Below are 24578 nucleotides of genomic sequence, written 5' to 3' on the forward strand. Positions count from 1 at the left end.
TACAATATAGTATAAATATACAGAATGGGGTGTTTTACTTGCAAAGAAAGATTAATAAGGTGTTAGTTGCAAACCGAGGAGAAATAGCTATACGTGTGTTTAGAGCTTGTACAGAGCTTAATATACGAACAGTTGCTATATATTCAAAAGAAGATTCCGGTGCATATCATCGTTATAAAGCAGATGAAGCATATATCGTCGGAGAAGGTAAAAAACCGATTGATGCTTATTTAGATATCGAAGGAATTATTAACATTGCTAAACACAGTGATGTGGATGCTATTCACCCAGGTTATGGATTTCTTTCAGAAAACATTCATTTTGCAAGACGATGTGAAGAAGAAGGGATCATCTTTATTGGTCCAAAATCAAAGCATCTTGACATGTTTGGTGACAAAGTAAAAGCTAGAACACAAGCACAAGCTGCAAAGATTCCAGTCATTCCTGGTAGCGATGGTCCTGTAAATAGCTTAGAAGAAGTTATTGCTTTTGGGAAAGAATATCACTATCCGATCATCATTAAAGCATCGCTCGGTGGTGGTGGAAGAGGTATGCGTATCGTCAGGCACTTAGAAGAAGTTAAGGAAGCCTACGAGAGAGCAAAATCTGAAGCGAAAGCAGCGTTTGGAAACGATGAGGTATACGTTGAAAAGTATATTGAAAAGCCAAAGCATATCGAGGTTCAAATTATTGGGGATGAGTTTGGTAATATTGTCCATCTATTTGAAAGAGATTGCTCGGTACAACGTCGTCATCAAAAGGTAGTAGAGGTTGCACCATGTATCTCTATTTCAGAAGATCTTAGAGATAGAATCTGTTTAGCAGCTGTTGATTTAATGAAAAATGTAGATTATCTAAATGCTGGAACAGTAGAATTCCTTGTTTCAGGAGACGAATTCTACTTTATTGAAGTAAACCCGCGCGTACAGGTTGAGCATACTATTACTGAGATGATCACTGGTGTTGATATTGTTCAAACACAAATCTTGGTTGCAGAAGGACATGAGCTGCATGATGAAACGGTAGGTATTCCAAAACAAGAAGATATTCGTATTATGGGATATGCGATTCAATCTCGTGTCACAACGGAAGATCCGTTGAACAATTTCATGCCTGATACAGGAAGATTAATGACGTACCGTTCAGGTGGTGGTTTTGGAGTAAGATTGGATGCAGGTAACGGTTTCCAAGGAGCAATTATTACTCCATACTATGATTCCTTGCTTGTTAAGCTATCTACCCATGCTTTAACGTATGAGCAAGCTTGTGCCAAAATGGTAAGAAATCTACAAGAGTTCCGTATCCGTGGAATTAAAACGAATATTCCGTTCTTGGAGAATGTTGTAAAGCATAAAGATTTCCGCAGTGGAAATTACGATACATCCTTTATTGATTCTTCACCTGAGTTATTTATGTTCCCAGTCCGTAAAGACAGAGGTACAAAAATGCTCTCTTATATTGGGAATGTAACAATTAACGGTTTCCCAGGAATTGAGAAAAAGAAAAAGCCTGTTTTTGATAAGCCAAGAATTCCAGTAACAGATTCATTAAGTGTTCAAAGTGGAACAAAGCAAATTCTTGACGAAAGAGGGGCAGAAGGTCTAGTAAAGTGGATAAAGGAACAGCCAGAAGTCCTTTTAACAGACACTACGTTCAGAGATGCTCATCAATCGTTACTCGCTACTCGTGTTCGTACGACAGATTTAAAGCATATCGCAGAGCCGACATCGTTATTACTACCTGATATGTTTTCTTTGGAGATGTGGGGTGGAGCAACGTTTGATGTTGCGTACAATTTCTTAAAGGAAGATCCATGGGATAGACTTTTAACTTTAAGAAAGCAGATTCCAAATGTATTATTCCAAATGCTACTAAGAGCATCAAATGCTGTTGGTTATAAAAATTATCCAGATAATGTGATTCGTGAGTTTGTGGAGAAATCTGCTTATGCAGGTATCGACGTATTCCGTATTTTTGATAGTCTGAACTGGGTTAAAGGAATGGAAGTAGCTATTCAAGCCGTAAGAGATACGGGGAAAATAGCTGAAGCAGCCATTTGTTATACAGGAGATATCCTTGATACATCAAGACCGAAGTATAACTTAAACTACTATAAGGATTTGGCTAAAGAACTCCAAAACCAAGGGGCACATATTTTAGCTATTAAGGATATGGCAGGGTTATTAAAGCCAGAAGCTGCATATCAATTAATTTCTGAATTAAAAGAAACCATTGATATTCCGATTCACCTACACACTCATGACACAAGTGGAAATGGAATATTTACGTATGCAAAAGCCATTGAGGCTGGTGTAGATATTGTAGATACAGCATTAAGTACAATGGCAGGATTAACATCACAGCCAAGTGCAAATACATTGTACTATGCACTTGAAGGCAATGATCGTAAGCCGAAGGTAGATATTAAAGCGTTAGAACAGCTTTCTTACTATTGGGAAGATGTGAGAAAGTTTTACCACGATTTCGAAAGTGGAATGATGTCACCTCATACAGAAGTGTATCAGCACGAAATGCCAGGTGGTCAATATAGCAATCTTCAACAACAAGCTAAGGCAGTTGGCCTTGCTGACCAGTGGGAAGATGTGAAGGAAATGTATGCGCGAGTAAACCATATGTTTGGTGATATCGTTAAAGTTACTCCGTCTTCAAAAGTCGTAGGTGATATGGCGTTGTATATGGTTCAAAACGACCTAACAGAAGAGGATGTCCTTTCTAAAGGAGATAGTCTCGATTTCCCTAATTCGGTTGTAGAATTATTTGAAGGATACTTAGGACAGCCTGTTGGAGGTTTCCCGGAAGAACTTCAAAAAGTGATCCTAAAAGGTCGCGAGCCAATCACGGTAAGACCTGGAGAACTGTTAGAGGATGTGGATTTTACAGCTTTAAAAGAAAAGTTATTCAAAGAATTAGGAAGACCTGTAACGAGCTTTGATGCCATTGCTTATGCATTATATCCAAAGGTATTTAAAGACTATACGTCTATGGTTGAGCAGTTTGGCGATATTTCAGTGTTAGATACACCTACTTTCCTATACGGGATGAGACTAGGAGAGGAAATAGAAGTTGAAATTGAAACAGGTAAAACACTAATCGTGAAGCTTATCTCTATTGGTCAGCCTCAAGCTGATGGTACTCGTATCGTTTACTTTGAGTTAAATGGACAGCCGAGAGAGGTTGTTATTAAGGACGAAAGTATTAAGTCCACTGTAGCCACTAAGATTAAAGCTGATCCGAAGAAAGAAACTCATATTGGTGCTTCAATGCCAGGGACAGTAATTAAAGTGTTAGTCTCTAAAGACGAAAAGGTCGAAAAAGGTGATCACTTAATGATTACAGAAGCTATGAAAATGGAAACGACGGTTCAAGCTCCGTTCTCAGGCTTTGTTAAAGACATTTATGTATCCAATGGAGAAGCAATTCAAACAGGTGACCTACTTATCGAGTTACAGAAATAAACAGAAAAAAGGTGTTGCACATAAGTGCAACACCTTTTTTATATTGAATGATTATTTTTCTTGTTAAGAGCAATCTGATTCTTTTTACTTCGAGTAACGAGGAGGATAAAGTAGCTTAATACTCCGAATAAGCAAGAGATAAAAAATGCGTGAGCTAAGGCGACCGTTAAGTTAAGTTGAGTAAAAACGATTAAGGCACCAGTCATTACTTGGAGTGATACAAGAATAAATGCTATCGTCCAACCCCAAACAATAACCTTTTCATGTTTGTAATGCTTATAAGCTAATAGAGTAATATATCCAATCCAAAGAAAAATTAACCCAGCTGCAAATCTGTGCCCCATCTGTACCCATTCATAAAAGTTTGTGGGTAAGCCTATTGCGTTATTCAAACAAAATGGCCAGTCTCTACATACTAGGCTAGCATTCACATGCCTTACTAGAGCGCCAGTGTAAACGACTACATAACTGTATACGCTAACTCCGATAATATGCTTTCGCAAACGTGAATCAATGATTAATTTATGAGCTTCAAAACGCTTGTCTATCTCAAAAATAAGTAGTGTTAAAAGTAAGACAGCAGCGAATGAAATCAAAGAGATACCAAAATGTAAAGCTAGTACAAAATCTGACTGGCCCCAAACAACAGCGGCAGCACCGATTAATCCTTGTAATACGAGGAAGAAAAATGATAATGCCGATAAAAATTTCGTCTCACGGATATGACCAATCGTTTTCCAAGACCATATGGATAATACCAATACCATTAAGCCGACAACGCCAGAAACAACACGGTGAGCAAGTTCAATAATTAACTCAAGTGATATGTCAGTTGGAATAAGTTGACCATTACATAAAGGCCAAGAACGACCACAACCCATTCCAGACTCTGTTTTTGTAACAAGAGCTCCTCCTAATAGAATAAATAACATACCAATCGTTGTAAGGACAGAAAACCATTTCAAGGCTCTGTTCAAAAAAATCACCTTCTCATCCAAGTTCACAAATTTGTCATAAGTTTCTATTGACATGTATAATGAACAGTATAATAATAACCACATTTTAATATATCTTTATCATAACGAATTAGTAGGAAAAAAAATAGAAGTTAATATGAGAAATACTGCATTTTTGATACTACACAATCTACCGAGTTTTTACAATATATATTATGCATTTAACACTATGAGCGAATTGGAAACTAATAGGTTGTTTTTAAAATATAATTATAGGAATGGTAAGGATACATATTGGAGTTTGTTTTAAAGGAATTATACAATCAATCAACTGTGAAAATGTTATTTTAACAAAATAAATGGTCTGTTTTACAAAACAAATCAGGACACAAATAATTCAAAAATAATTCAAAAAAAGTTCACAAAAATGGAGCGAAGTATGATTTAATAGATTGAGGAAATGTTATTTTTCTACACAAATATTTAACATTATTTCCACTATTAAGATAATGAAAACTATTGGCAGAATATTGACTAAAATCGGTGATAGCCGTTTTTCATTACAATATAGCATTAGAGCTAATAATGTACTATAGTTATTGTAGTGTCGTGAGACCTGATTTGTGTACAGGGAAAGGAGGAGAGGAAATGGCGGGTTCAAGATCAATAAGTGAAGCAACGATAAACGGTGATGATAACGGCATTGAGATACCAAAGACAAATGCATGGAAGGATTTTCTTGCTTTGATTAAAATTGGTATCGTAAACTCCAACTTAATTACTACCTTTACTGGACTTTGGTTAGCGCTTCACTTTGGAGAGAAAAGCTTCTTATCAAATCTAGACATTGTTTTTTATACGTTAATTGGATCTTCGCTCATTATAGCAGGATCCTGTGCCATAAATAACTACATTGATAGAGATATTGATCCTCTAATGGAACGCACAAAGGATAGACCAACAGTAACGGGAAACATTCAGCCACGAAAAGTAATTATAATGGGGTTAACCCTTATTACAATAGGTACTATTTTTCTTGCGTTAACAACAATAACAGCTGTTGTTATCGGACTTGTAGGAGTGTTTAGCTATGTTGTACTTTATACGATGTGGTCTAAGCGCCAACTTGTTTCAAATACCATCATAGGAAGTATATCGGGTGCCGTACCACCACTGATTGGTTGGTCAGCGGTTGATGGGGATTTGAGTATCATGGCATGGAGTTTATTCTTAATTATGTTTGCATGGCAACCACCTCATTTTTATGCATTAGCGATGAGAAGGGTTGAAGAATACAGAGCTGCTAGCATTCCTATGTTACCAGTTGTAAAAGGATTTGAAACAACAAAAAAGCATATCATTTTATGGATTGTTGCGTTGTTGCCGCTTCCATTCTTACTGACTAGCTTAGGGATACCATTCCTAATTTTAGCGTCAGCATTAAATGTTGGATGGTTAGTTACTGGTTTATATGGCTATAAGAAAAAGGACGATATGAAATGGGCAAAGATCATGTTTGTCTATTCACTACAATATCTAACTATTCTTTTTGTAGCTATGGTAATTGTCACACTAATATAAAATATGTTTGTTAGAAAAACCTTTCCCTCCTGTCTGAGGGAGAGGTTGTCTATAAATTTTTTTACTGATCAAACATTTCAGGGAAGAAATATTTTACGAAAGAGGGGTTTGATTAAGCTATGAAAAGGCTTGCGAAATGGCGAATGATTTCAATGTTTGCAATCATAACGCTACTGCTTTCCGGATGTGGTGAACCGTTCTTGTCAACGTTACAGCCAGCCGGTGAGGTTGCTAAAGAGCAATTTGATTTAATGATGTTATCCGTGGCGATAATGGTAGGGGTAATTATCGTCGTAACCTTGATCTTCGCGATCGTGGTTGTAAAATTCCGCCGCAGGGATAATAGCATTCCAAAACAGGTGGAAGGTAGTCATAAGCTAGAAATCATTTGGACTGTTATCCCAATTATTCTACTTCTTATTCTTGCTGTTCCAACAGTAGCTTCTACATTTAAGTTTGCGGATGTATCAGAGATGGATAAGAAAAATGAAGAGGGTAAAACGGATGCACTAGTAATTAATGTCCGTGCTAACCTTTATTGGTGGGAATTCGAGTATCCAAACGAAGAAATTATTACGAGTCAGGACCTAGTTGTTCCTACAGGACAAAAGGTGTACTTTAACTTAAAGGCATCTGATGTAAAGCACTCTTTCTGGATTCCTGCTGTTGGTGGGAAAATGGATACAAACACTGACAACGTGAACAGATTTTATTTGCAATTCGATGAACAAAAAGCAAACGAAGCTGGAGATTTATTTTACGGGAAATGTGCGGAGCTTTGCGGACCTTCTCACGCTCTAATGGACTTTAAAGTTAAAGCGATTTCACCAGATGAGTTTGACAAGTGGGTTGCCGATATGCAATCTGTCAAAGAACCTGAAACGGCTGAAACGCCTCTAGCTCAACAAGGTCAAGAAGTCTTTAATAACAGCTGTATTGGATGTCATGCTGTAACACCAGCTACTGGTGCTCCAGAAGCTGCTCGTCTTGGACCAAATTTAACGAACTTTGGTGAAAGATCTCGTATTGCAGGTGTATTAGACCATACAGAAGAAGAACTTAAAAACTGGATTTCTGATCCTGAAGCGTATAAGCCAGGGAACAAAATGACAAATGCATACAACAAATTAACTCCAGAAGAATTAGATGCTGTAGCAGAATACTTAATGAACTTAAAGGTACAGGATTAATAGGGGACTTTGTTAAAAGGGAGGTAGAATTGTGAGTACCTATGCTCAGAAAAAGGGGTTCGGAGCGACTGTATGGGATTACTTAACTACAGTAGACCATAAAAAGATCGCTATCCTTTACTTAATTGCAGGTGGACTATTCTTTGTTTTAGGTGGTCTAGAAGCAATGTTTATTCGTATCCAGCTTGCAGTACCAAACAATGATTTTGTAAGCGCTGGATTATATAACGAAATTCTAACGATGCATGGAACAACAATGATTTTCTTAGCAGCCATGCCTCTGTTATTTGGTTTTATGAATGCCATAATGCCATTACAAATCGGAGCACGTGACGTTGCGTTTCCATTTGTAAATGCACTTGGATTTTGGTTATTCTTTTTTGGTGGTATTTTCTTAAACCTATCTTGGTTTTTAGGAGGAGCGCCAGATGCTGGTTGGACTTCATATGCATCTCTATCGATGGCATCGGAAGGACACGGAATTGATTTCTATGCACTAGGATTACAGATTTCTGGTGCGGGTACGTTAATGGGGGGGATTAACTTCCTAGTAACGATTATCAATATGCGTGCTCCTGGGATGACTTACATGAGAATGCCATTGTTTACATGGTCTACATTCGTGGCATCAGCACTTATTTTATTTGCATTTCCTCCACTTACAGTGGGACTATTCTTGATGATTTTTGACCGTATGTTCGGTTCAAACTTCTTTGATGTTGCAAATGGTGGAAATACTGTCATTTGGGAGCATTTATTCTGGATCTTCGGACACCCAGAGGTTTATATTTTAGTCTTACCGGCTTTCGGTATTTTCTCGGAAATTTTTGCTACTTTTTCGAGAAAACGTCTGTTTGGATACTCATCTATGGTGTTTGCTACCGTTCTTATTGGATTCTTAGGATTCATGGTTTGGGCTCACCATATGTTTACAACTGGATTAGGCCCAATTGCTAATGCAATCTTTGCTGTTGCAACGATGGCAATTGCTGTTCCTACTGGTATTAAAATCTTTAACTGGCTCTTCACGATGTGGGGAGGAAGCATCAAGTTCACAACACCTATGCTTTATGCCGTTGCATTTATTCCATCTTTCGTAGGTGGTGGTGTAACAGGGGTTATGCTTGCTTCAGCTGCAGCTGATTATCAATACCATGATTCCTATTTCGTAGTTGCCCATTTCCACTATGTTATCGTTGGTGGAGTTGTATTTGGTCTTTTAGCAGCGACACATTTCTATTGGCCAAAAATGTTCGGAACAATGTTAAACGAAACATTAGGAAAAATCACGTTCTGGTTATTCTTAATTGGATTCCACTTAACATTCTTTATCCAGCATTTCCTAGGATTAATGGGGATGCCAAGACGTATTTTCACATTCTTACCTAACCAAGGCTTGGATGCTGGGAACTTAATTAGTACGATTGGTGCATTCTTTATGGCGATTGCTACATTAATTCTGTTAATTAACATTGTGATAACAAGCGTGAAAAATCAAAAGGTTGGAAATGATCCTTGGGAAGATGGACGTACACTTGAGTGGGCAATTCCGTCACCGCCACCTTTCTACAACTTTAAACAGCTTCCGCTTGTTCGTGGATTAGATCCACTTTGGATTGAAAAAATGGAAGGCAAAAATGGTATGACACCGGCTGAGCCGCTTGGTGACATCCATATGCCAAACAATTCATTTAACCCATTTATGATTTCACTTGGATTATTTGTGGCCGCATTTGGTGCACTTTACCGTGAAGATTATAATTGGGGTGTAATGGTTCTTATCGCAGGTATGGGCATTACGCTATTATCAATGTTCGTACGTTCTGTTAAGGATGATCATGGCTTCCATATTCACAAGGAAGATCTATTAAACGATGATGATAAGGGGGGGAAGGCATAATGCATGTAGAAGATAAGTTTACTGCTGAAACATGGCCTGCCGCACCTGAAAAGCAAACCCTTGAAGGAAAAAATAAATTTTTAGGCTTTTGGTTATTTCTGGGTGGAGAGACGGTTCTCTTTGCATCACTTTTTGCAACTTACTTAGCATTAAAGGATAAGGTTCCGAATGCTGAACACGCACTAGCAAAGGATCTTTTCGAATTGCCACTTGTATTTGTGGCAACGATGTTACTTTTAACTAGTTCGTTAACAAGTGTATATGCAATGTACCATATGAAAAATTTCAATTTCAAAAAGATGCAGCTATGGTTAGGTTTAACAGTGCTGCTAGGACTTGCGTTCTTGCTTCTTGAAATTTACGAGTTCAATCACTATGTACATGAGTTTCATCATACATTTACAAGTAGTGCATTTGGATCTGCTTTTTATACACTTGTTGGATTCCACGGAGGTCACGTTGCTTTCGGTCTTCTATGGATCGTCACGTTAATGGTAAGAAATGCAAAGCGTGGGTTAGATTTGTACAATGCTCCAAAGTTTTATGTTGCAAGTCTTTACTGGCACTTTATTGACGTGGTGTGGGTATTTATCTTCACGGTAGTATATTTAATGGGAATGGTGGGATAAACTGATGGCAAGTGAACAAACACATTCAGGTAACCCTAGAGTAGACATTGAATATCGTAAAAAGAAAAGTGCAGAGGAAATGCGCTATCAAATCGTATCATTTTCTATGATGATCTTTTTGACTTTTGTAGCATTTATTGCTGTAGGCTATGGTGATTTTTCGGCATGGTTTATCGTTCCTTTCATTCTTTTGCTAGCTGTCGTGCAAGTAGTCTTTCAATTATATTACTTCATGCATATGAGTCATAAGGGACATGAAGCGCCAGCGCTTTTCCTATATTCAGGTTTATTAGTTGGGTTAATAACAATATTAGCTTTTATGACCATTATTTGGTGGTAATTGAGTAAAAGAAAATCGGCCTCCTGAGCCGATTTTCTTTTTGCACTAAATAAAGGAAAACCTCATTCATTGTAGTATTCATTACAAATCAGGTATAATATAACTGACTTAAAAATAACGAGGTGATCGTCATTGGCGCTTGATATATTTGGTTTTAGGGCATTATGGAGTCCATTTTTCCTTATTCTTTTACTAGTGATTTTAGCTAGCTATTTTCTCGTTACTACGAAGTACCGAACTCTTTTTCAACAATCTGAAGCATTAACGAGAAAACAATGGATCAGCTTTGCTTCAGCTATGATTCTCTTGTATGTGGTAAAGGGATCTCCCATTGATTTGCTAGGACATATAATGTTTTACGTTCATATGATCCAAATGGCAATTCTTTATTTAGTGATTCCTATTCTATTTATTTATGGAATTCCTTCATGGATTTGGAGATCTGTACTATCTAGACCAATCATTAAACCATCGTTTGCATTTTTCACAAAACCACTAATTGCACTTATTCTTTTTAATGGAGTCTTCTCTTTTTACCACGTTCCTAATATTTTTGATATTGTAAAAACAGATATGTGGTTGCACGCCATTTATACTTCGGTACTATTTTTATTAGCGATTTGTATGTGGTGGCCACTAGTGAACGAGTTAGAAGAGTATGAAACATTAAATGGGTTAAAAAAGGTAGGTTATATTTTTGCTGATGGAATTTTGTTAACTCCAGCATGTGCATTAATTATCTTTGCAGATACACCAATGTATTCTACTTTTTCTGATCCCAACGCATGGGCAAGCGCACTTGAATTATGCGTTCCATCAACGACACTAGCTTCTTTAAATTTAAGTGGGCCAGAGATGTTTAATTCGATGTCGCTTCTTGAGGATCAACAAACGGGCGGAGTGTTAATGAAAGTAATCCAAGAGGTTGTGTACGGTGTAATCTTAGCACAGGTGTTCTTTGCTTGGTTCAAAAAGGAACAAACGATTGATGAATTACCTACAAGTCAAACTAGCCTTCAACCAGAACCTACTAAATAAAATAAGTTATTAAGAGGAGAAACAAATGGAGTTCACATTACCTATTTTACCTACAATTAGTACAACCTTTATTGTGCTAAGTGGTCTAACTGTTGCAATTGGATGGTGGCAAATCAAGCAACGTAAAATAGAGGCCCATCAAAAAACGATGTTTTTAGCAGCAATATTCGCTATTATCTTCTTTGTCATCTATGCTAGCCGAACCATTTTTATTGGTAACACAGCGTTTGGTGGACCAGATGATATTAAAATTTACTATACAATCTTTTTGATCTTCCATATTACATTGGCGACGGTTGGAGCAGTATTAGGGATCATTTCGTTGTATACAGGCTATAAAAAGCAACTAGAAAAGCATAGAAAACTTGGACCAATCACAAGCATTGTTTGGTTTTTTACAGCTATTACAGGAGTAGCGGTTTACCTGCTATTATACGTTTTTTACCACGGAGGAGAAACTACTTCTGTTATCAAAGCAATCCTAGGGTTCTAATGAAGCATAAAAGCGCTACAAGTAATTGTGGCGCTTTTTTTTGAATAAGTGTACAGAAGTTGTGATAAGGGGTGGGAATGATGGAATTTGTTGTGTTAACAGAAAAAGATTATGAAGAAGCCATTAAATTGTCAATGTATGCTTTTCAATACAAGGTAAAGGAGGAAGACATACCTAAGAGAAAACAAATGTTAAAATCACACGATATTCTTGCAGTTAAAGATGGACAAAAGCTTGTTGCAAAATTACACATTATCCCATTTTCTATTTATATAAACGATAAAAAGTTTCAAATGGGGGGCATTGCTGGAGTTTCAACGTATCCAGAATACCGTCGGCACGGCTATGTGAAACAACTTATTACTGACGCCTTAAAACATATGAATCAGAAACAGCAATACATATCCTTTCTTCACCCTTTTGATGTTCACTTTTACCGTAGATTTGGTTGGGAGCTTTTTACAGATAACAAAAAGGTAACGATTGAGAAAAAAGATTTGGTTAAGTTGCCTTCCAATCAAGGCAAAGTTTTAAGGGACATTCCGGAACATGAAAGAGGACAAATTAAAAGAGTATATGAGTCTTTTGCGGCATCTCATAGCGGGATGCTTGTTCGTACACAAGAATGGTGGAACGACCATGTATACAGCGAGGATCATATGGCTGCGTACGTGAATGACAATGGTGAGTACGAAGGTTATATCGTATATTCAGTGAAAAATAAAGAGTTGGAAGTCATTGAAATCATTACTGCTACTCATCAGGCAGCGATTGGTCTATGGAATTTTATCTGTCAACATGACTCCATGGTAGACAAGGTAGTGGTAACCACTTCGACTCATGATTTATTCCCATATTACCTAAAACAACCAAAACAAAAGACTGATGTCCACCCATACTTTATGGCTAGAATTGTTAATGTAGAAGAGTTTCTAAAATCCTACTCTTTTCAGTCAACTGGTGATAAAGTATTTATTCATGTGAATGATAAATACTGTAGTTGGAATATTGGTTCGTATTTACTTGGCGATGAGTCTATAACTGCTTTCAAGGAGAAAGAAGGAAGTGTCTGTGCTCATCCACCTAAGGTAGGGTTGCAAATGGACATAGGAACATTGTCTACGCTTTTGTTAGGATACAAAACGACTGAAGAATTGTATCACCTTGGAGAAATTACAGGAAGTTTAGATGATATAAAGAAGTTAGAAAGGAAAATTCCAAGATTACGACCATTTTTTCCTGATTTCTTTTAATGCTTATAAAAAGCGCAGACTTCACTAATATGAAGACTGCGCTTTTTTAAATTCTAAAATTCAGCTTAATTATTCCGGCTTCTTTTGCCGAATTGAATGCAATTAGTAGTAAAGGGCCAATAATAAATCCTAGTATTCCGAGCAACTTCAGACCAAGGTACATCGCGATTAAAGTAGACAAAGGTGAGAGGCCAATATGTGTCCCCATCACTTTCGGTTCGACCGTGCGACGAATAATTAACAAAATAACTGCTAAAATAGCTAGTTTTGTACCTAAGACTACATCACCGGTAATGAAATGAAATAAAGCCCATGGTGCCATGATCACAATAGACCCAATGATTGGGATAAAATCAATAATCCAAATGATGGTGGCCATTAATAAAGCTACTTTTGGAGTGATAATGAATAGCCCAATTAATGTAACTAAAAAAATGAGTACAGAAACAAGAAATTGAGCTTTAACAAAGCCTATTACAACAAAGGATAGACGAGAGGTCATAAAATTAACTTTATCAGCTGTTTTCTCTGTTAAATGACTGTATAAAGAAATTTTTAACCTTGGTAAATCTAATAGGAAAAGAAATAGAGCGATCAAATACACTAAAAAACTGACAAGATAGCTAGGAATATTTGTAAGTAATGACCGGACATTATCGATGTTTAAGTAAGCTACTAAATCGTTTTTCGTTCCATTAAGAAAAGTTTGTATTTGGCTGCTAATTCCATCTACTACTTCCTTCGGTAATTCCTTTGCTGCTGAGGTTAATTTCTCCTCTGTATCTAACCAAGCTCGATTAATTTCATTTATTAGCTGAGGAGCGTATTCAACTACTTGAATGGCTTCTGTGATTACCTTTGTAACAATGAAGTAGCCGCTAACCCCAACAAACAGTAAAAAGCCCAAAAATACAACTAAGACAGATACTTTCTGATTAAGTTTGGTTCGATTTTGTAACATTCGTACGAGCGGTTCGAGAAATAAGGCAGTTATAAATGCAGTAATCAAAGGGATAGAAACAGGCAGGATAAGATATAACAAAAGGGCTGCTATACAGACACCTAGAATAATTAAAAAATAACGTTTCTTAAAAAAGCTTAGTAACAAAAGATGTTCTCCTTCCATAAATAAAAAATATTTGTTAATTTCGGAACACTTAAATTATAGTATGCATTTAATAAAATAACCAATGAAAATAATAAAAATAAGAAGTTATATATTCTGAGGTGTTTATTAGACGAGCCTAAAAGGAGGGATTATGTTGGTAAGTATGTTTGAGCAAAATGAAAGCAATCGAGCCGTTCACAACATTATTTCAGCAATAGTCGAGTCTAATATAATTGAAAGCGATAACTATGTCGTACTCAAAAAAAGAGGAAATATCATTGATCGCATCCAAGGACAATTCCATCCGACAAAAAGTCAAACGTATGAAGTGATACTGAAAGAAAGCGTTGTTGGAATCATTTTAAGATTAAGTGCCATTAATTATAGAGGAATTATCGAAAAAATAGAAAGTTTACAGGCAGCCATTCAAGAGGAAGTGTACTTGTTGACTGGGTATAAAGTAAGTTATATTCATGTGAAACTTAGTTAAAAATAAAAAAGACGCAAAAAGCGTCTTTTTTATTTAGCGAATTTTTCTACTTCTACTTTTACTTCATTAAGAAGCTTTTCACATTGGCTGATAAGTCCTTTTGGAAAGGTTTCACCTTCACCGTATTCTACACCGTGTGGATAATAATGCTTACCTAATAGTGGTGTCATTAATTGAACGGTTGCTTTGTGTGCTCCAACATCACCTTCTACAGCATATCCGAATACACGAAGGTAGAAAGTTCCTTCTTTTAGGATAAACTTACGGTCGTATGTTACTCTTTCATAATCCCATTGTCCTTCACGAACTAACCCATGATCAAGCATAACTTCGTCCAAACGATTTAAATCCGCTTTTACGCTCTCAAGGCCTACATTTTCAAACTTCATTATTTTCCCTCCTACAAACACGATACCCGTCTACTTGAAACTGAACTTTTCACTATGTAATGATAACTTCTTCATTTTTAATAATAGTAGAAATTATAGGAAGTTGCAATGAGAACGTTCACAAAAGTCAGATATGTTTTCCTCATATACAATGCGGGAATAGTTGAACATACAAAAGGGAACGATACAACTGACAGATATTTTTTAGGAGGGCTCAGGATGAAGACCATAAATGAATTGATGACTAAGGAAGTCGAATGTTGTACACTTCTTGATAATGTGTACGAGGTCGCACTTAAAATGAAAGAACTAAACGTAGGTGCGATTCCAATTGTTGATGATGATAAGTTAATCGGAATGATTACCGATCGTGATATTGTCGTTAGAGGTGTTGCTGAAAAACATCCTGGGTCGACGAAAGTAGAAGATATCATGAGTAAGCAGATCATAACTGTATCACCTGAAACAACTGCTAGAGACGCGGCTGAATTAATGGCCAAGCATCAAATTCGACGTCTTCCTGTAACAGAAGGAAAAAAACTAGTAGGAATAGTAGCACTAGGGGATTTGGCTGTTGAGAAGATCACCGACTATCAAGCCGGTAAAGCCCTATCTGACATTTCCGAACATTCTTCTTCTGACATGCATTAATGAAGGCACCTTTTTGGTGTCTTTATTTTATTTATGTAAAGAGCCTGGTAGGTTATAATAAGATAAATAACTACCTTATTAACCTATTTTATTTTCTATGAAATACTATACTATTTATATAATGCTTGCATACAATGATAGAAAGAATGATAGAGAGGAGGATGGCCTCTGAGAAGTTTAGGAAGAATATTGATATTGATTACTGCTATATTAGGAATTGTATTTTATTTTAATATTCAAAATGGTGACGAAGAGATACTCTTAGAAGACGGGACACAAAAGAGAGGAAGTAACCAGGACTTATCAAATAATACGAGTGATGAAGGAACAAACTCTGAAAGACCAACGGAGGGAGTTTCAACTTATATCGGAATGTCTATAGAAAGCTTGGAGGAAAACTTAGGTCAACCTAACAGAGTAGATCAGACTTATTATGGGTTTGATTGGTGGATCTATAATACTGACCCTGCCAATTATTCTCAGATTGGTGTGAAAGACGGGAAGGTAGTAACCGTTTATGCCATCGGTTCGGAAGTGAATATAAGTCCCTTCAAGATAGGACAACATGTAGATGAAATTTTTTCTTCAAGTTATGTAGAAACAGAAATAGGGTTAGATTATGAAGGAAGTTCCTATCAATTTGAGCTATCAGAGTCGGATCTAAATACAAGACCATTGTTGAAAATGGGGGATATCTTCGTTCAACTCTATATTGATAAATTTACGGCAACATTATCTAGTTTTAGGGTAATGGATGCAGAAACTTTATTGAAGTTAAGACCTTATGAATTGGTTTATTTTGGTGATTTACAAGAAATTGAACCTGATGAGATGGCACCAGATGAAAAAGTCGAGGATGCAAATGAAAAACAAATATATGATATTACGAATATTATGAGAATGAGATTTGGACTTGCTACCTTACAATGGGATGAAAAAACGGCAACTGTAGCTTATGGACATAGCAAGGATATGGAAGAGAGCAACACTTTTTCGCATACATCTGAAAAGTTCGGGGAGCTCTCCGATCGCTTAGAGGCCGGGGAAGTATTTTATCAGGTAGCCGGTGAGAATATTGCCGCAAACTATGCTGATGCACCAGCAGTTATGGAAGGCTGGTTAAATAGTAAAGGTCACCGGGAAAGCTTATTAAACGAAGACTTTACACATATCGGTGTAGGTGTATATAAAAAATATTACACGCAAAACTTTATCCAAGCATGGGAAGAATGACGAAAAGGAGCTGAGTGCTCCTTTTTATTTTTGAAGTATTTCATATCTACCAAAACGAAAATGGCCTTCCTTCCAATTACCGTAAACACGTACCTCATCACCCAGCTGAAAATCATTCGTAAGGACTTTCCCTTTTACAATTGGAGTAATTTTTGAGACAACAGTCGTTGTCTGGTTATATATAAGTGTGAGTTCGACAATATGTACATATCGATGATAATAAAAACGTTCTTTTCTTATATTTATATGATGAATCTTTCCTGTAACGATCGCTTCTTCATATACTTGTTCTAGTGCTAACCATTGCACCGTATGAGATTGTAACTCTCGCTTTGAAATAATATAAAAGTAAATAATAATGATAGGTATTACAATGGCAGTTACCAAATCGGTTCACCCTAAATTCTTTTTTCAATGACAAGAAAACTACCTGTGCCAATGGCTATCTTAACACCATCTGAACGATGAATTTCTGCGGATAATACAAGTGTTTTTGAGCCTTTATGTTCCATTTTTGCTCTACAGACCATATGTTCTCCAATTCCAGCGGCAATATAATTAATATTCAACTGGGTAGTGACGGCACCATAGCCATTAGGAACAAGTGAATTTGCTAATACACCCATTGCTGTATCAAGCAAAGTCGCAGTAATTCCCCCATGAACAATATACAAAGTATTATATAAAAGAGGAGAAATCGGTATGGTTATTTCACAGTCGTCATCCGTTATTTTACGTTCCATTTGCAAAAGACTAGAGATAAACGTGGTGTTCTTTCCTGATTTCCAAAGTTGAAAACCTTTTAGAAGCTGTTCGAGCAGTACTAAGTCATGCTCGGTCGCATGAAGAGTAATGTCTTGGATTTGTTTTTGAATATTTTCCATTATATCCCTCACTTTATCTTTCCTTTCCATTTTATCATGAAATCTAAGGTGCACATATTTTTCTTTTTTTCATATCGTATTATAGGCATTCGTTTATGTTGAGGTGAAATATAATGGCCAAAAAGCAACTGCATCCTTCTGTAAAAAAGTTCAAGGAGTATGTTCGAGCCCACCCTGAACTCATTAAGCAGGTTAGAAGCGGGACAAATACGTGGCAAGAGTTATACGAGGAATGGTATCTATTCGGTGAGGATGATTCTAAAGGAAATGGAAACGTTGATGACGGTAATCAATCAACGGAAGATTCAAAGGAAGAATCATCTCCAAAGGAAGAATCATCTAAAAAGGATTGGATGTCAACCGTACTAGGTGCTGTGAGGAATATGGATCCAAACCAGCTTCAACATCATATCGTGAGTATTAGTTCTGCCTTAGGTGCCATTCAAGGGGTAATTTCCTCCCTGCAAGGAGGGAGTAGCGTCCAAAATCCGCCTAAAAAAAGTGTAAGCCCACCATCACATCCATTTCAATTTAGACAAGACTAGTAGGGGGCTCTTGAATGAGAGAAGAAATTAATGAATATTTACGTATGCAACCACAATTAAAACAGTTTTTAAGGGAACAGCCCATTTGGTACAGAAAGCTAGGGAGAAATCCACATGATATACAAAGCTTTGAAATATCAGCTTTACACCATTATAAAAAGACCATTCCCCATCGTGTGGAGCAATTCAATCATAGTGTACAAATGGCGAATATGATGATGAGCATGTTTCAAGCCATGAATAGTAACCAATAAGAAGCCTTCACTTTACGAGAGTTTGAAGGCTTTTTGGTTGGATTTTTGACTAAGCTTGCTGTTAATTGCACAAAATATGTAAAATTGTGTGATTGGGGGCAACCGAGGTGGTAAGGAAAATGGTCTTTGTTTTTCTGATTGGACTTCTGTTAAATGCTTGTCATAAAGATATACCAGATCCTGAAGTGAAAAGAGAAGTATCTATTGTACCTATGCACACTGTAAGAGCAGAAAATGATGTGGTCGTATTAGGAATGAAATCAGAACAATCATTTTCAGTTCAGCACCATGTGAAGGAAAATAATGTTTATGTTGAGTGCTTTATACCTGATATCTCATTTACGAATCGTAATACGAGCTTAATTGTCTCAGTGGATGGGAAACAAAAAAAAGTAGTGACAACAGCTGCCTTTATTATTAAAGGGCTTTCAAAAGGCTCCCATCAAATTCAATTACAAGTAGTTGAAAAAAATCAAAGAAGAGAAGATATGAAAAAAAATTTTGAAGTTCTCATACGGTAGGATGTAAAAAGTTCATTTCTGTGCTTATTCATGGTAAAATATGAATCGGAGGTGAGCGGATTGCTTGCTACATCAGAAAGTATGGAAATTCTAGAGTATGCAGATGAATTAGCTACAATGGTGCTCGAGTCAACAGTGGTGGAGGCTTATTATATATGCTTGAATAATGTAAAAAAAGATAAAGAAACACAAAAGAAAATTAAAGCGTTTATACAAATGAAGGATCGTTATGAAGAGGTTGAACGCTTTGGAAGATATCATCCTGATTATAAAACAGTCATGATGGAAATCCGTAATTTGAAAAGAGAAGTAGATCTCGACCTTAATGTAGCTGAATTCAAAAAAGCGGAGAACGATCTACAAGCACTTCTTGATGAAATAAGTGTACTCATTGGCCGGTCAGTATCTGACTTTATCAAGGTCCCATCCGGAAATCCGTTCTTTGAATCAAGTTGTGGTGGAGGCTGTAGCACAGGCGGAAGCTGTGGTTGCTCATAAACTAACTGTAAGCATAGGAGAATTCCTATGCTTTTTTTATACACATGTATGTGTTAGAATAAAAAGACAATTGTGTAATTAAAAAGGAGTAAAGCGATGCTAGGTCAACGTCAAGGAATTATTGTATGGCTATTTTCTCTTAAGCAAGCGAAAATGCTTCGCAAATTTGGGAATGTTCATTATGTATCAAAAAGATTGAAGTACGTGGTCTTATATTGCAACCAAGATGAAACCGAAACAATCATGGAAAAAATAAAAAGCTACTCCTTTGTCAAAAAAGTCGAGCCATCCTTTAAACCTTTCTTAAAGGTTGAATACGAAAATTCGAGACCAGATAAAGCAAAGGAATACGACTATAAAATGGGAATTTAAAAGATCAGGAGGGGATACCCTTCCTGATCTTTTATTGTAGTGGAGCGATATAATGATTTAAACGTAAGATACCTATTACATAGTGATAGAATAATTCCTTTTCTGAAAAAGCAGTAGAAGGTTTTACATCAAATTGGATAATTTCTTTCCCATATTCAGTAGCTAACCTTTCGAATAACTCAAAACGCTTGTTTTTTGTCACATGTGGATTCGGAATTCCTTCGCGACAAACATACAGTGGTTGGAAGTTGCCAGGATCAGTGGGCTTTAAAACAACGATTAATGAAGTTACAGACCTTTTATTTATTTCTGTATGTAACGCCATGAAATGCATGAGTCGCTGTTTATTTGCTTTAGCAATTTCTAGTAACTCATATATGTCTGAATAGCCCTCTCCTAATTCAATAAACCTTTGAATCAATGAAATGACCTCCTTTTTAGTTATATTGTACTCGCAGACTGGTGTCGAACTAAGTCAAATTTCGTAGTTTTTTCAAAAATTCTGTGTGACGTTAATCCTTCTATCTGCTATTGTAATGGTAAGAGATTTAAGAGATTTTAACAAGGGGAATGGATATGTGGAAGATACCGTTCACATTTTTTATCATATTATCAGCTGTCATCAGTGGCTTGTTATTTTGGCAATGGGATGCCTATTCTAAGGAAATGGAACATCCTGCTGACATGGAGCTTGCAAGTCAAAACATTTCGATTAAAACAGAAATAGACACGTTAGTAATCACACAAAAGCTAAGTGGTCTTACAGGAAAAAAGGAAATCCCTTTTGCTCTTCCTAGTGGAGTGATTACCTGGCAATGTCTTCTTGAGGATGGCAGTGAATGTGAAAAACAGGAAGAAAGTGTAGCATCACTAAAGCCCGATAATAAAGGAAATATTCAAATACAATTCACACTACCGATAAAAGCGAACGAAAAAGCTTTTCTTTTCAATCAATGGTTAGCTCTGTTTTCGAATGTTCAAGTGACAGACACAAAGGTCGAGCTTATCGATTCAACGAAGAGAAATGGAACATGGGTAATGGGTATTCCCTTAATAGGAAACAAAAAGCTTGATCTTATTGATTATTATGTTTTTGAGGGCCAATTGGCTAATCCCTCTCTTTATTGGCAGGCTAATTCTTTATTGCAAGAAGAAGTCGACAGCAAGCTTATGATCTACTCTGAACAGGAGGGCAATCTTGGTCAAACATTTAACTCCCTACAGCAAATATCTAACAGACCTCACGTGACAGTGGTAATAACCAACCAACTGCAAGAGGGCAATGGAAACGGAATGATTATTACTCGTCCGGACATAAAACCAGAAATGCTAGAAAAGAAACTTCTTTACTCATTATTAAAATTAAAGTTTGACAATCTTCCGATGGAACAAAGCTGGTTAGTTGATCTTCATGTGTCATTGTTATTAAACAGTGAAAGTCAAATTTCTAAAAGTAATCAAATAATCCAAGAATTAAAATTGAAGCTGACTGAAAAGGAGCTAGAGAGCTATCTCCAAACATTTTTGTCAGAAGAAATTCTTTTTACTCCTCAAAAGTTAGACGATTTACTTGAAAGTGTAACGGGGAAACCAACTAGCTTCTTTGATGATAATAAAAATGAAGACACGAATTTGATTCCGTTGTATTTCTTAGAAAAGAGAAATATATCTGTAAAGGGTAAAATTCAGAAAGATCTTCACATTATTTATATGGGAGATCAAAAGCTTTTCCCATTTGTTGAGACGGTATCATCCCTTGGTTTTCAAGTAAAGGTTCTTTCTGATAATGAGACCTTATTGCTCACAAAGGGACTAAATAGTTATCGCTTTTACGTTAACCAAAATATATTTATTTATAATGAAGAAGATTATGGACTGTTAGAAAATCCACTGACGAAGATTAATCATACCATTTATATTAATTATCAATGGTTAACCTCATTATTTAACATACAGATTGATGAGGATGAAAATACGGTCTATCTGAAAGAATCAACGGAATAAAAAAGAAAACCCTGCAGAAAATTTTCTGCAGGGTCCTTCTATATCCTAATGGATAGAAGGCAAAGGGAGAGGAGAAACCGGAGGAAGAACTTATGGGGAAACGTAAGTCTTCTCCGCGGTTGGCAACAACATCTCGAATAGATGTTGTTATTTACATTATTTCCACTCCTTGGATGGATATACACGAAAAATCGATATTTTCTTAATAAGTTACAACTATTGGCTTCATAAGGACATTATGTTAGGATAAGAAGGAAATTTACATGAATATGAATTGATAGTGGTGAGACAATGAGGGTTGTATCTGGTGAATATAAAGGGAAAGCATTGAAAGCGGTTCCTGGAAACTCAACAAGACCTACTACAGATAAAGTGAAAGAATCGATTTTTAATATCATTGGACCTTATTTCAGTGGTGGAATAGGACTGGATTTGTTTGCTGGTAGCGGTGGGCTTGGGATTGAAGCGCTGAGTCGCGGAGTAGAAAAAGTAATCTTTGTCGATCGTGATGGAAAGGCAATTGCAACAATTAAGGAAAATCTTCAAACATGTGGGTTGTTAAATCAATCAGAGGTATATAGAAACGATGCGGATCGAGCTTTAAAGGCAATAATGAAAAGGGAGATCATGTTTGACTATATTTTTCTTGATCCTCCATATAAAAAGCAACAACTTGAGCACTTGCTTGAAACCATACAAAATGAAAACCTCCTTACGAATAATGGAATCATTGTTTGTGAACACTCAAAGGATGTTGTCCTTCCTGTTGAGGTTGGACGTTTGCAGCAAGTGAAATTCGAGAATTATGGGATTATTTCCATTTCAATTTATGCTCTTAAATCGGAAGAAGAATAAGGAGTGACATCTTATGGCAAGTATTGCTGTTTGTCCAGGGAGTTTTGACCCGATTACATATGGCCATCTAGATATTATTACACGAGGTGCAAAAGTATTTGACGAGGTTTTTGTCGTAGTATTAAGCAATTCATCTAAAAAACCTTTATTTTCAGTTAAAGAACGTACCGAAATGATCCAAGAAGTAACAAAGCACTTACCGAATGTTAAGGTGGACTCGTTCCAAGGGTTGCTTGTGGACTATGCTAGTTCAGTCGGTGCAAGTGCCATTATTCGTGGATTACGAGCCGTTTCAGACTTTGAGTATGAAATGCAAATCACTAGTATGAATAGAGTATTAAATGATCAAATCGAGACATTTTTTATCATGACGAATAGTCAGTATTCTTTCTTAAGCTCAAGCATCGTAAAAGAAGTAGCAAAATACAAAGGGAATATTTCTGAATTGGTTCCACCTCTGGTAGAAAAAGCACTATTGGAAAAGAATACAGTTAAGTAAATACATAAGAAAACGAGCACCATGAAGTGCTCGTTTTTATTTTACATTTATTCTTCTTGAATATACAAAAATATAGATTACTAGAGAAACAATGGTCACGAGTGGACCGATTTGTGCTAGATAAGAGTACGTGTTTAAAGCCCATGATCCTGTTTCTAGGACAGACACGGGGATGGCGTTGGAGGGTTGGTCACTTTTAGCTAATCCTTCGTATACGGTTCCCCAAAGTAAAAAGGCATATATAGCAGCGAAAAAACCGTGCATAATACGAGCAATAAAAAAAGGCTTAAAAGCAATATCGGTTTGCGAAGTGATACTTGCTACTTGTGCCTGTACACTAAATCCGCTAAAGGCAAGAATAAAACTAGTAATGATAGCTTGTTGCATAAGGGTCGCTTCCTGAACCTGACTAGTCAGCTGACTTCCCAAAGTAATTTCAAACAATCCAGAAATATAGGGAATGCTTAATACATCGGGTAAATGTAAGCTAACAAGGATAAACTCAACAAACTGTCCTAAAAAAGCTGTGATGTGCAGATGGAACAGAAGCTTGTTTATCACTGAAAATAAAATGATAAACCCGCCAATCATAAGTAAGGTCTGCACGGATGACATGACGGCATCTCCTAGCAGTCGTCCTAAAGGTCTCTGTTCTTTCAATCTTGTTCGATGCAGTTCTCTTAATGCGAGAATAATAGAGAATTTCTGCTCTTTGGTACGTTTTTTCTCCTCCGTGTCATTTCCGTAAAATCTCATAATTAACCCAACGGAAATATTTCCAAGATAGTGAGCCAGAGCCAATAGAAAACCGAGTTTTGCATTTCCAAAAAAACCAATGGAAACAGCGCCAAATATAAAGAGGGGGTTTGAGCAATTTGTAAATGAAACTAATCTTTCTGCTTCTACTTTAGTTAATTGCCCTTCCTGCCTTAATCTTGCAGTGAGTTTAGCTCCAGAAGGGTATCCCGATGCCATCCCCATTGCCCAAACAAAGCCTCCAACACCAGGTACTTTAAATAGTGGTCGCATAAGGGGCTCTAATAATACTCCAATAAACTTAACAACTCCAAAACCTATAAGCATTTCTGATACGATAAAGAAAGGAAGCAAAGAAGGAAAGACAATTTCCCACCACATGTCTAAGCCGCGAATCGACGCATCAACAGATTCTTGTGGGAAAGCTATCAATGAAATAGCCATTAATGTTACAGATAGTGCTAATACAACGGTTTTCAGTCTGGATCGAAACACACCTATATCCTCCCTTGAAGGTGAACTTACTGTGCAAGTATGGAAAGAAGTGATAAAATATGAGAAAAGTGGGGACCCCTACATGGAAGGTTACAAAAAGGATTTCTTTTTATAGGTCTTGTCCTCATAAATCAATATACTCATATAAAATGAAAATAGACCATAAGA

At 36.6% G+C, this 24578-nt stretch carries 27 protein-coding genes; 20 read left to right on the forward strand and 7 right to left on the reverse strand.

Annotated elements, in window-relative coordinates; translation table 11 throughout:
* The first annotated feature begins 38 nt into the window (after window positions 1-38).
* Complete coding sequence (gene pyc, locus ACGLXV_RS08495) at window positions 39-3476, forward strand: pyruvate carboxylase (RefSeq protein WP_391558275.1); 3438 nt, start codon at window positions 39-41, stop codon at window positions 3474-3476.
* A 38-nt stretch (window positions 3477-3514) separates the two neighbouring features.
* Here the strand turns inward: pyc and ACGLXV_RS08500 are convergent, their stop codons facing one another.
* On the reverse strand, window positions 3515-4453 hold the full coding sequence (locus tag ACGLXV_RS08500; protein ID WP_119707409.1) for a COX15/CtaA family protein: 939 nt from the start codon (window positions 4451-4453) through the stop codon (window positions 3515-3517).
* Between the two features lie 627 nt (window positions 4454-5080).
* Between ACGLXV_RS08500 and cyoE the strand changes: the two genes are divergently transcribed.
* From cyoE to ACGLXV_RS08540, 8 genes are all read left to right on the forward strand, one after another.
* Window positions 5081-6013, forward strand: coding sequence for a heme o synthase (cyoE, locus tag ACGLXV_RS08505; protein WP_119707410.1), 933 nt, complete (start codon window positions 5081-5083; stop codon window positions 6011-6013).
* A gap of 119 nt (window positions 6014-6132) precedes the next feature.
* Entirely contained in the window at window positions 6133-7203 is a 1071-nt protein-coding gene (coxB, locus tag ACGLXV_RS08510; protein ID WP_119707411.1) for a cytochrome c oxidase subunit II, read from the forward strand.
* Between the two features lie 31 nt (window positions 7204-7234).
* The gene (gene ctaD, locus ACGLXV_RS08515) at window positions 7235-9103 is read left to right on the forward strand and encodes a cytochrome c oxidase subunit I (protein WP_119707412.1); all 1869 of its coding nucleotides are present in this window, start codon (window positions 7235-7237) and stop codon (window positions 9101-9103) included.
* Window positions 9103-9732 (forward strand): cytochrome (ubi)quinol oxidase subunit III, encoded by a 630-nt coding sequence (locus ACGLXV_RS08520; RefSeq protein WP_119707413.1) that lies wholly within the window; start codon window positions 9103-9105, stop codon window positions 9730-9732. The genes ctaD and ACGLXV_RS08520 overlap by 1 nt, the downstream gene beginning before the upstream one ends.
* Before the next feature lie 4 nt (window positions 9733-9736).
* The gene (gene ctaF / locus ACGLXV_RS08525; protein WP_160548579.1) at window positions 9737-10072 is read left to right on the forward strand and encodes a cytochrome c oxidase subunit IVB; all 336 of its coding nucleotides are present in this window, start codon (window positions 9737-9739) and stop codon (window positions 10070-10072) included.
* Between the two features lie 132 nt (window positions 10073-10204).
* Entirely contained in the window at window positions 10205-11110 is a 906-nt protein-coding gene (gene ctaG / locus ACGLXV_RS08530; RefSeq protein ID WP_391558276.1) for a cytochrome c oxidase assembly factor CtaG, read from the forward strand.
* Window positions 11111-11135: 25 nt separating this feature from the next.
* Window positions 11136-11603: a DUF420 domain-containing protein gene (locus tag ACGLXV_RS08535; RefSeq protein ID WP_119707416.1), complete on the forward strand. Its 468-nt coding sequence runs from the start codon at window positions 11136-11138 to the stop codon at window positions 11601-11603.
* A gap of 77 nt (window positions 11604-11680) precedes the next feature.
* Window positions 11681-12856, forward strand: coding sequence for a GNAT family N-acetyltransferase (locus ACGLXV_RS08540; RefSeq protein WP_391558277.1), 1176 nt, complete (start codon window positions 11681-11683; stop codon window positions 12854-12856).
* 46 nt (window positions 12857-12902) lie between these two features.
* Here the strand turns inward: ACGLXV_RS08540 and ytvI are convergent, their stop codons facing one another.
* Window positions 12903-13964, reverse strand: a complete 1062-nt coding sequence (gene ytvI / locus ACGLXV_RS08545; protein WP_391558278.1) for a sporulation integral membrane protein YtvI — start codon at window positions 13962-13964, stop codon at window positions 12903-12905.
* A 151-nt stretch (window positions 13965-14115) separates the two neighbouring features.
* On the opposite strand from ytvI, the gene ACGLXV_RS08550 reads away from it, so the two are divergent.
* Window positions 14116-14454 (forward strand): hypothetical protein, encoded by a 339-nt coding sequence (locus tag ACGLXV_RS08550; protein ID WP_391558279.1) that lies wholly within the window; start codon window positions 14116-14118, stop codon window positions 14452-14454.
* A gap of 29 nt (window positions 14455-14483) precedes the next feature.
* On the opposite strand, the gene ACGLXV_RS08555 is transcribed toward ACGLXV_RS08550, so the two are convergent.
* Window positions 14484-14843: a YugN family protein gene (locus ACGLXV_RS08555; protein ID WP_119707420.1), complete on the reverse strand. Its 360-nt coding sequence runs from the start codon at window positions 14841-14843 to the stop codon at window positions 14484-14486.
* A gap of 219 nt (window positions 14844-15062) precedes the next feature.
* Here ACGLXV_RS08555 and ACGLXV_RS08560 point away from each other — a divergent pair, with 219 nt between their 5' ends.
* The gene (locus ACGLXV_RS08560) at window positions 15063-15494 is read left to right on the forward strand and encodes a CBS domain-containing protein (RefSeq protein WP_119707421.1); all 432 of its coding nucleotides are present in this window, start codon (window positions 15063-15065) and stop codon (window positions 15492-15494) included.
* A 195-nt stretch (window positions 15495-15689) separates the two neighbouring features.
* Complete coding sequence (locus ACGLXV_RS08565) at window positions 15690-16727, forward strand: CAP domain-containing protein (RefSeq protein WP_391558280.1); 1038 nt, start codon at window positions 15690-15692, stop codon at window positions 16725-16727.
* 24 nt (window positions 16728-16751) lie between these two features.
* Here the strand turns inward: ACGLXV_RS08565 and ACGLXV_RS08570 are convergent, their stop codons facing one another.
* Together ACGLXV_RS08570 and ACGLXV_RS08575 are read right to left on the reverse strand one after the other, a co-directional pair.
* Entirely contained in the window at window positions 16752-17114 is a 363-nt protein-coding gene (locus ACGLXV_RS08570; RefSeq protein WP_391558281.1) for a hypothetical protein, read from the reverse strand.
* Between the two features lie 11 nt (window positions 17115-17125).
* Complete coding sequence (locus tag ACGLXV_RS08575; RefSeq protein WP_391558282.1) at window positions 17126-17611, reverse strand: PaaI family thioesterase; 486 nt, start codon at window positions 17609-17611, stop codon at window positions 17126-17128.
* Window positions 17612-17724: 113 nt separating this feature from the next.
* On the opposite strand from ACGLXV_RS08575, the gene ylbD reads away from it, so the two are divergent.
* From ylbD to ACGLXV_RS08600, 5 genes are all read left to right on the forward strand, one after another.
* The gene (gene ylbD, locus ACGLXV_RS08580) at window positions 17725-18156 is read left to right on the forward strand and encodes a spore coat protein YlbD (RefSeq protein WP_391558283.1); all 432 of its coding nucleotides are present in this window, start codon (window positions 17725-17727) and stop codon (window positions 18154-18156) included.
* Between the two features lie 14 nt (window positions 18157-18170).
* Window positions 18171-18410 (forward strand): YlbE-like family protein, encoded by a 240-nt coding sequence (locus tag ACGLXV_RS08585; protein WP_119707426.1) that lies wholly within the window; start codon window positions 18171-18173, stop codon window positions 18408-18410.
* 119 nt (window positions 18411-18529) lie between these two features.
* Window positions 18530-18931 carry a hypothetical protein gene (locus ACGLXV_RS08590; RefSeq protein WP_391558284.1) on the forward strand — a complete coding sequence of 134 codons (402 nt, stop codon included), beginning with the start codon at window positions 18530-18532 and terminating at the stop codon, window positions 18929-18931.
* A gap of 60 nt (window positions 18932-18991) precedes the next feature.
* Entirely contained in the window at window positions 18992-19429 is a 438-nt protein-coding gene (locus ACGLXV_RS08595; RefSeq protein ID WP_391558285.1) for a YlbF/YmcA family competence regulator, read from the forward strand.
* Window positions 19430-19525: 96 nt separating this feature from the next.
* A complete protein-coding gene (locus ACGLXV_RS08600; protein WP_119707429.1) occupies window positions 19526-19801 on the forward strand; it encodes a YlbG family protein in 276 nt (91 codons plus the stop codon).
* Window positions 19802-19832: 31 nt separating this feature from the next.
* Here ACGLXV_RS08600 and ACGLXV_RS08605 read toward each other — a convergent pair whose 3' ends face one another.
* Window positions 19833-20222, reverse strand: a complete 390-nt coding sequence (locus tag ACGLXV_RS08605) for a DUF7147 family protein (protein ID WP_391558286.1) — start codon at window positions 20220-20222, stop codon at window positions 19833-19835.
* 155 nt (window positions 20223-20377) lie between these two features.
* Here ACGLXV_RS08605 and ACGLXV_RS08610 point away from each other — a divergent pair, with 155 nt between their 5' ends.
* From ACGLXV_RS08610 to coaD, 3 genes are all read left to right on the forward strand, one after another.
* Window positions 20378-21805 (forward strand): stalk domain-containing protein, encoded by a 1428-nt coding sequence (locus tag ACGLXV_RS08610; protein WP_391558287.1) that lies wholly within the window; start codon window positions 20378-20380, stop codon window positions 21803-21805.
* Window positions 21806-22096: 291 nt separating this feature from the next.
* A complete protein-coding gene (gene rsmD, locus ACGLXV_RS08615; RefSeq protein ID WP_391558288.1) occupies window positions 22097-22660 on the forward strand; it encodes a 16S rRNA (guanine(966)-N(2))-methyltransferase RsmD in 564 nt (187 codons plus the stop codon).
* Window positions 22661-22673: 13 nt separating this feature from the next.
* Window positions 22674-23159, forward strand: coding sequence for a pantetheine-phosphate adenylyltransferase (coaD, locus tag ACGLXV_RS08620; RefSeq protein ID WP_391558289.1), 486 nt, complete (start codon window positions 22674-22676; stop codon window positions 23157-23159).
* Window positions 23160-23195: 36 nt separating this feature from the next.
* On the opposite strand, the gene ylbJ is transcribed toward coaD, so the two are convergent.
* Window positions 23196-24410 (reverse strand): sporulation integral membrane protein YlbJ, encoded by a 1215-nt coding sequence (ylbJ, locus tag ACGLXV_RS08625; RefSeq protein ID WP_391558290.1) that lies wholly within the window; start codon window positions 24408-24410, stop codon window positions 23196-23198.
* Window positions 24411-24578: the final 168 nt, after the last annotated feature.

It is taken from the genome of Robertmurraya sp., assembly GCF_036676585.1.
Taxonomy (GTDB): Bacteria; Bacillota; Bacilli; order Bacillales; family Cytobacillaceae; genus Robertmurraya_A.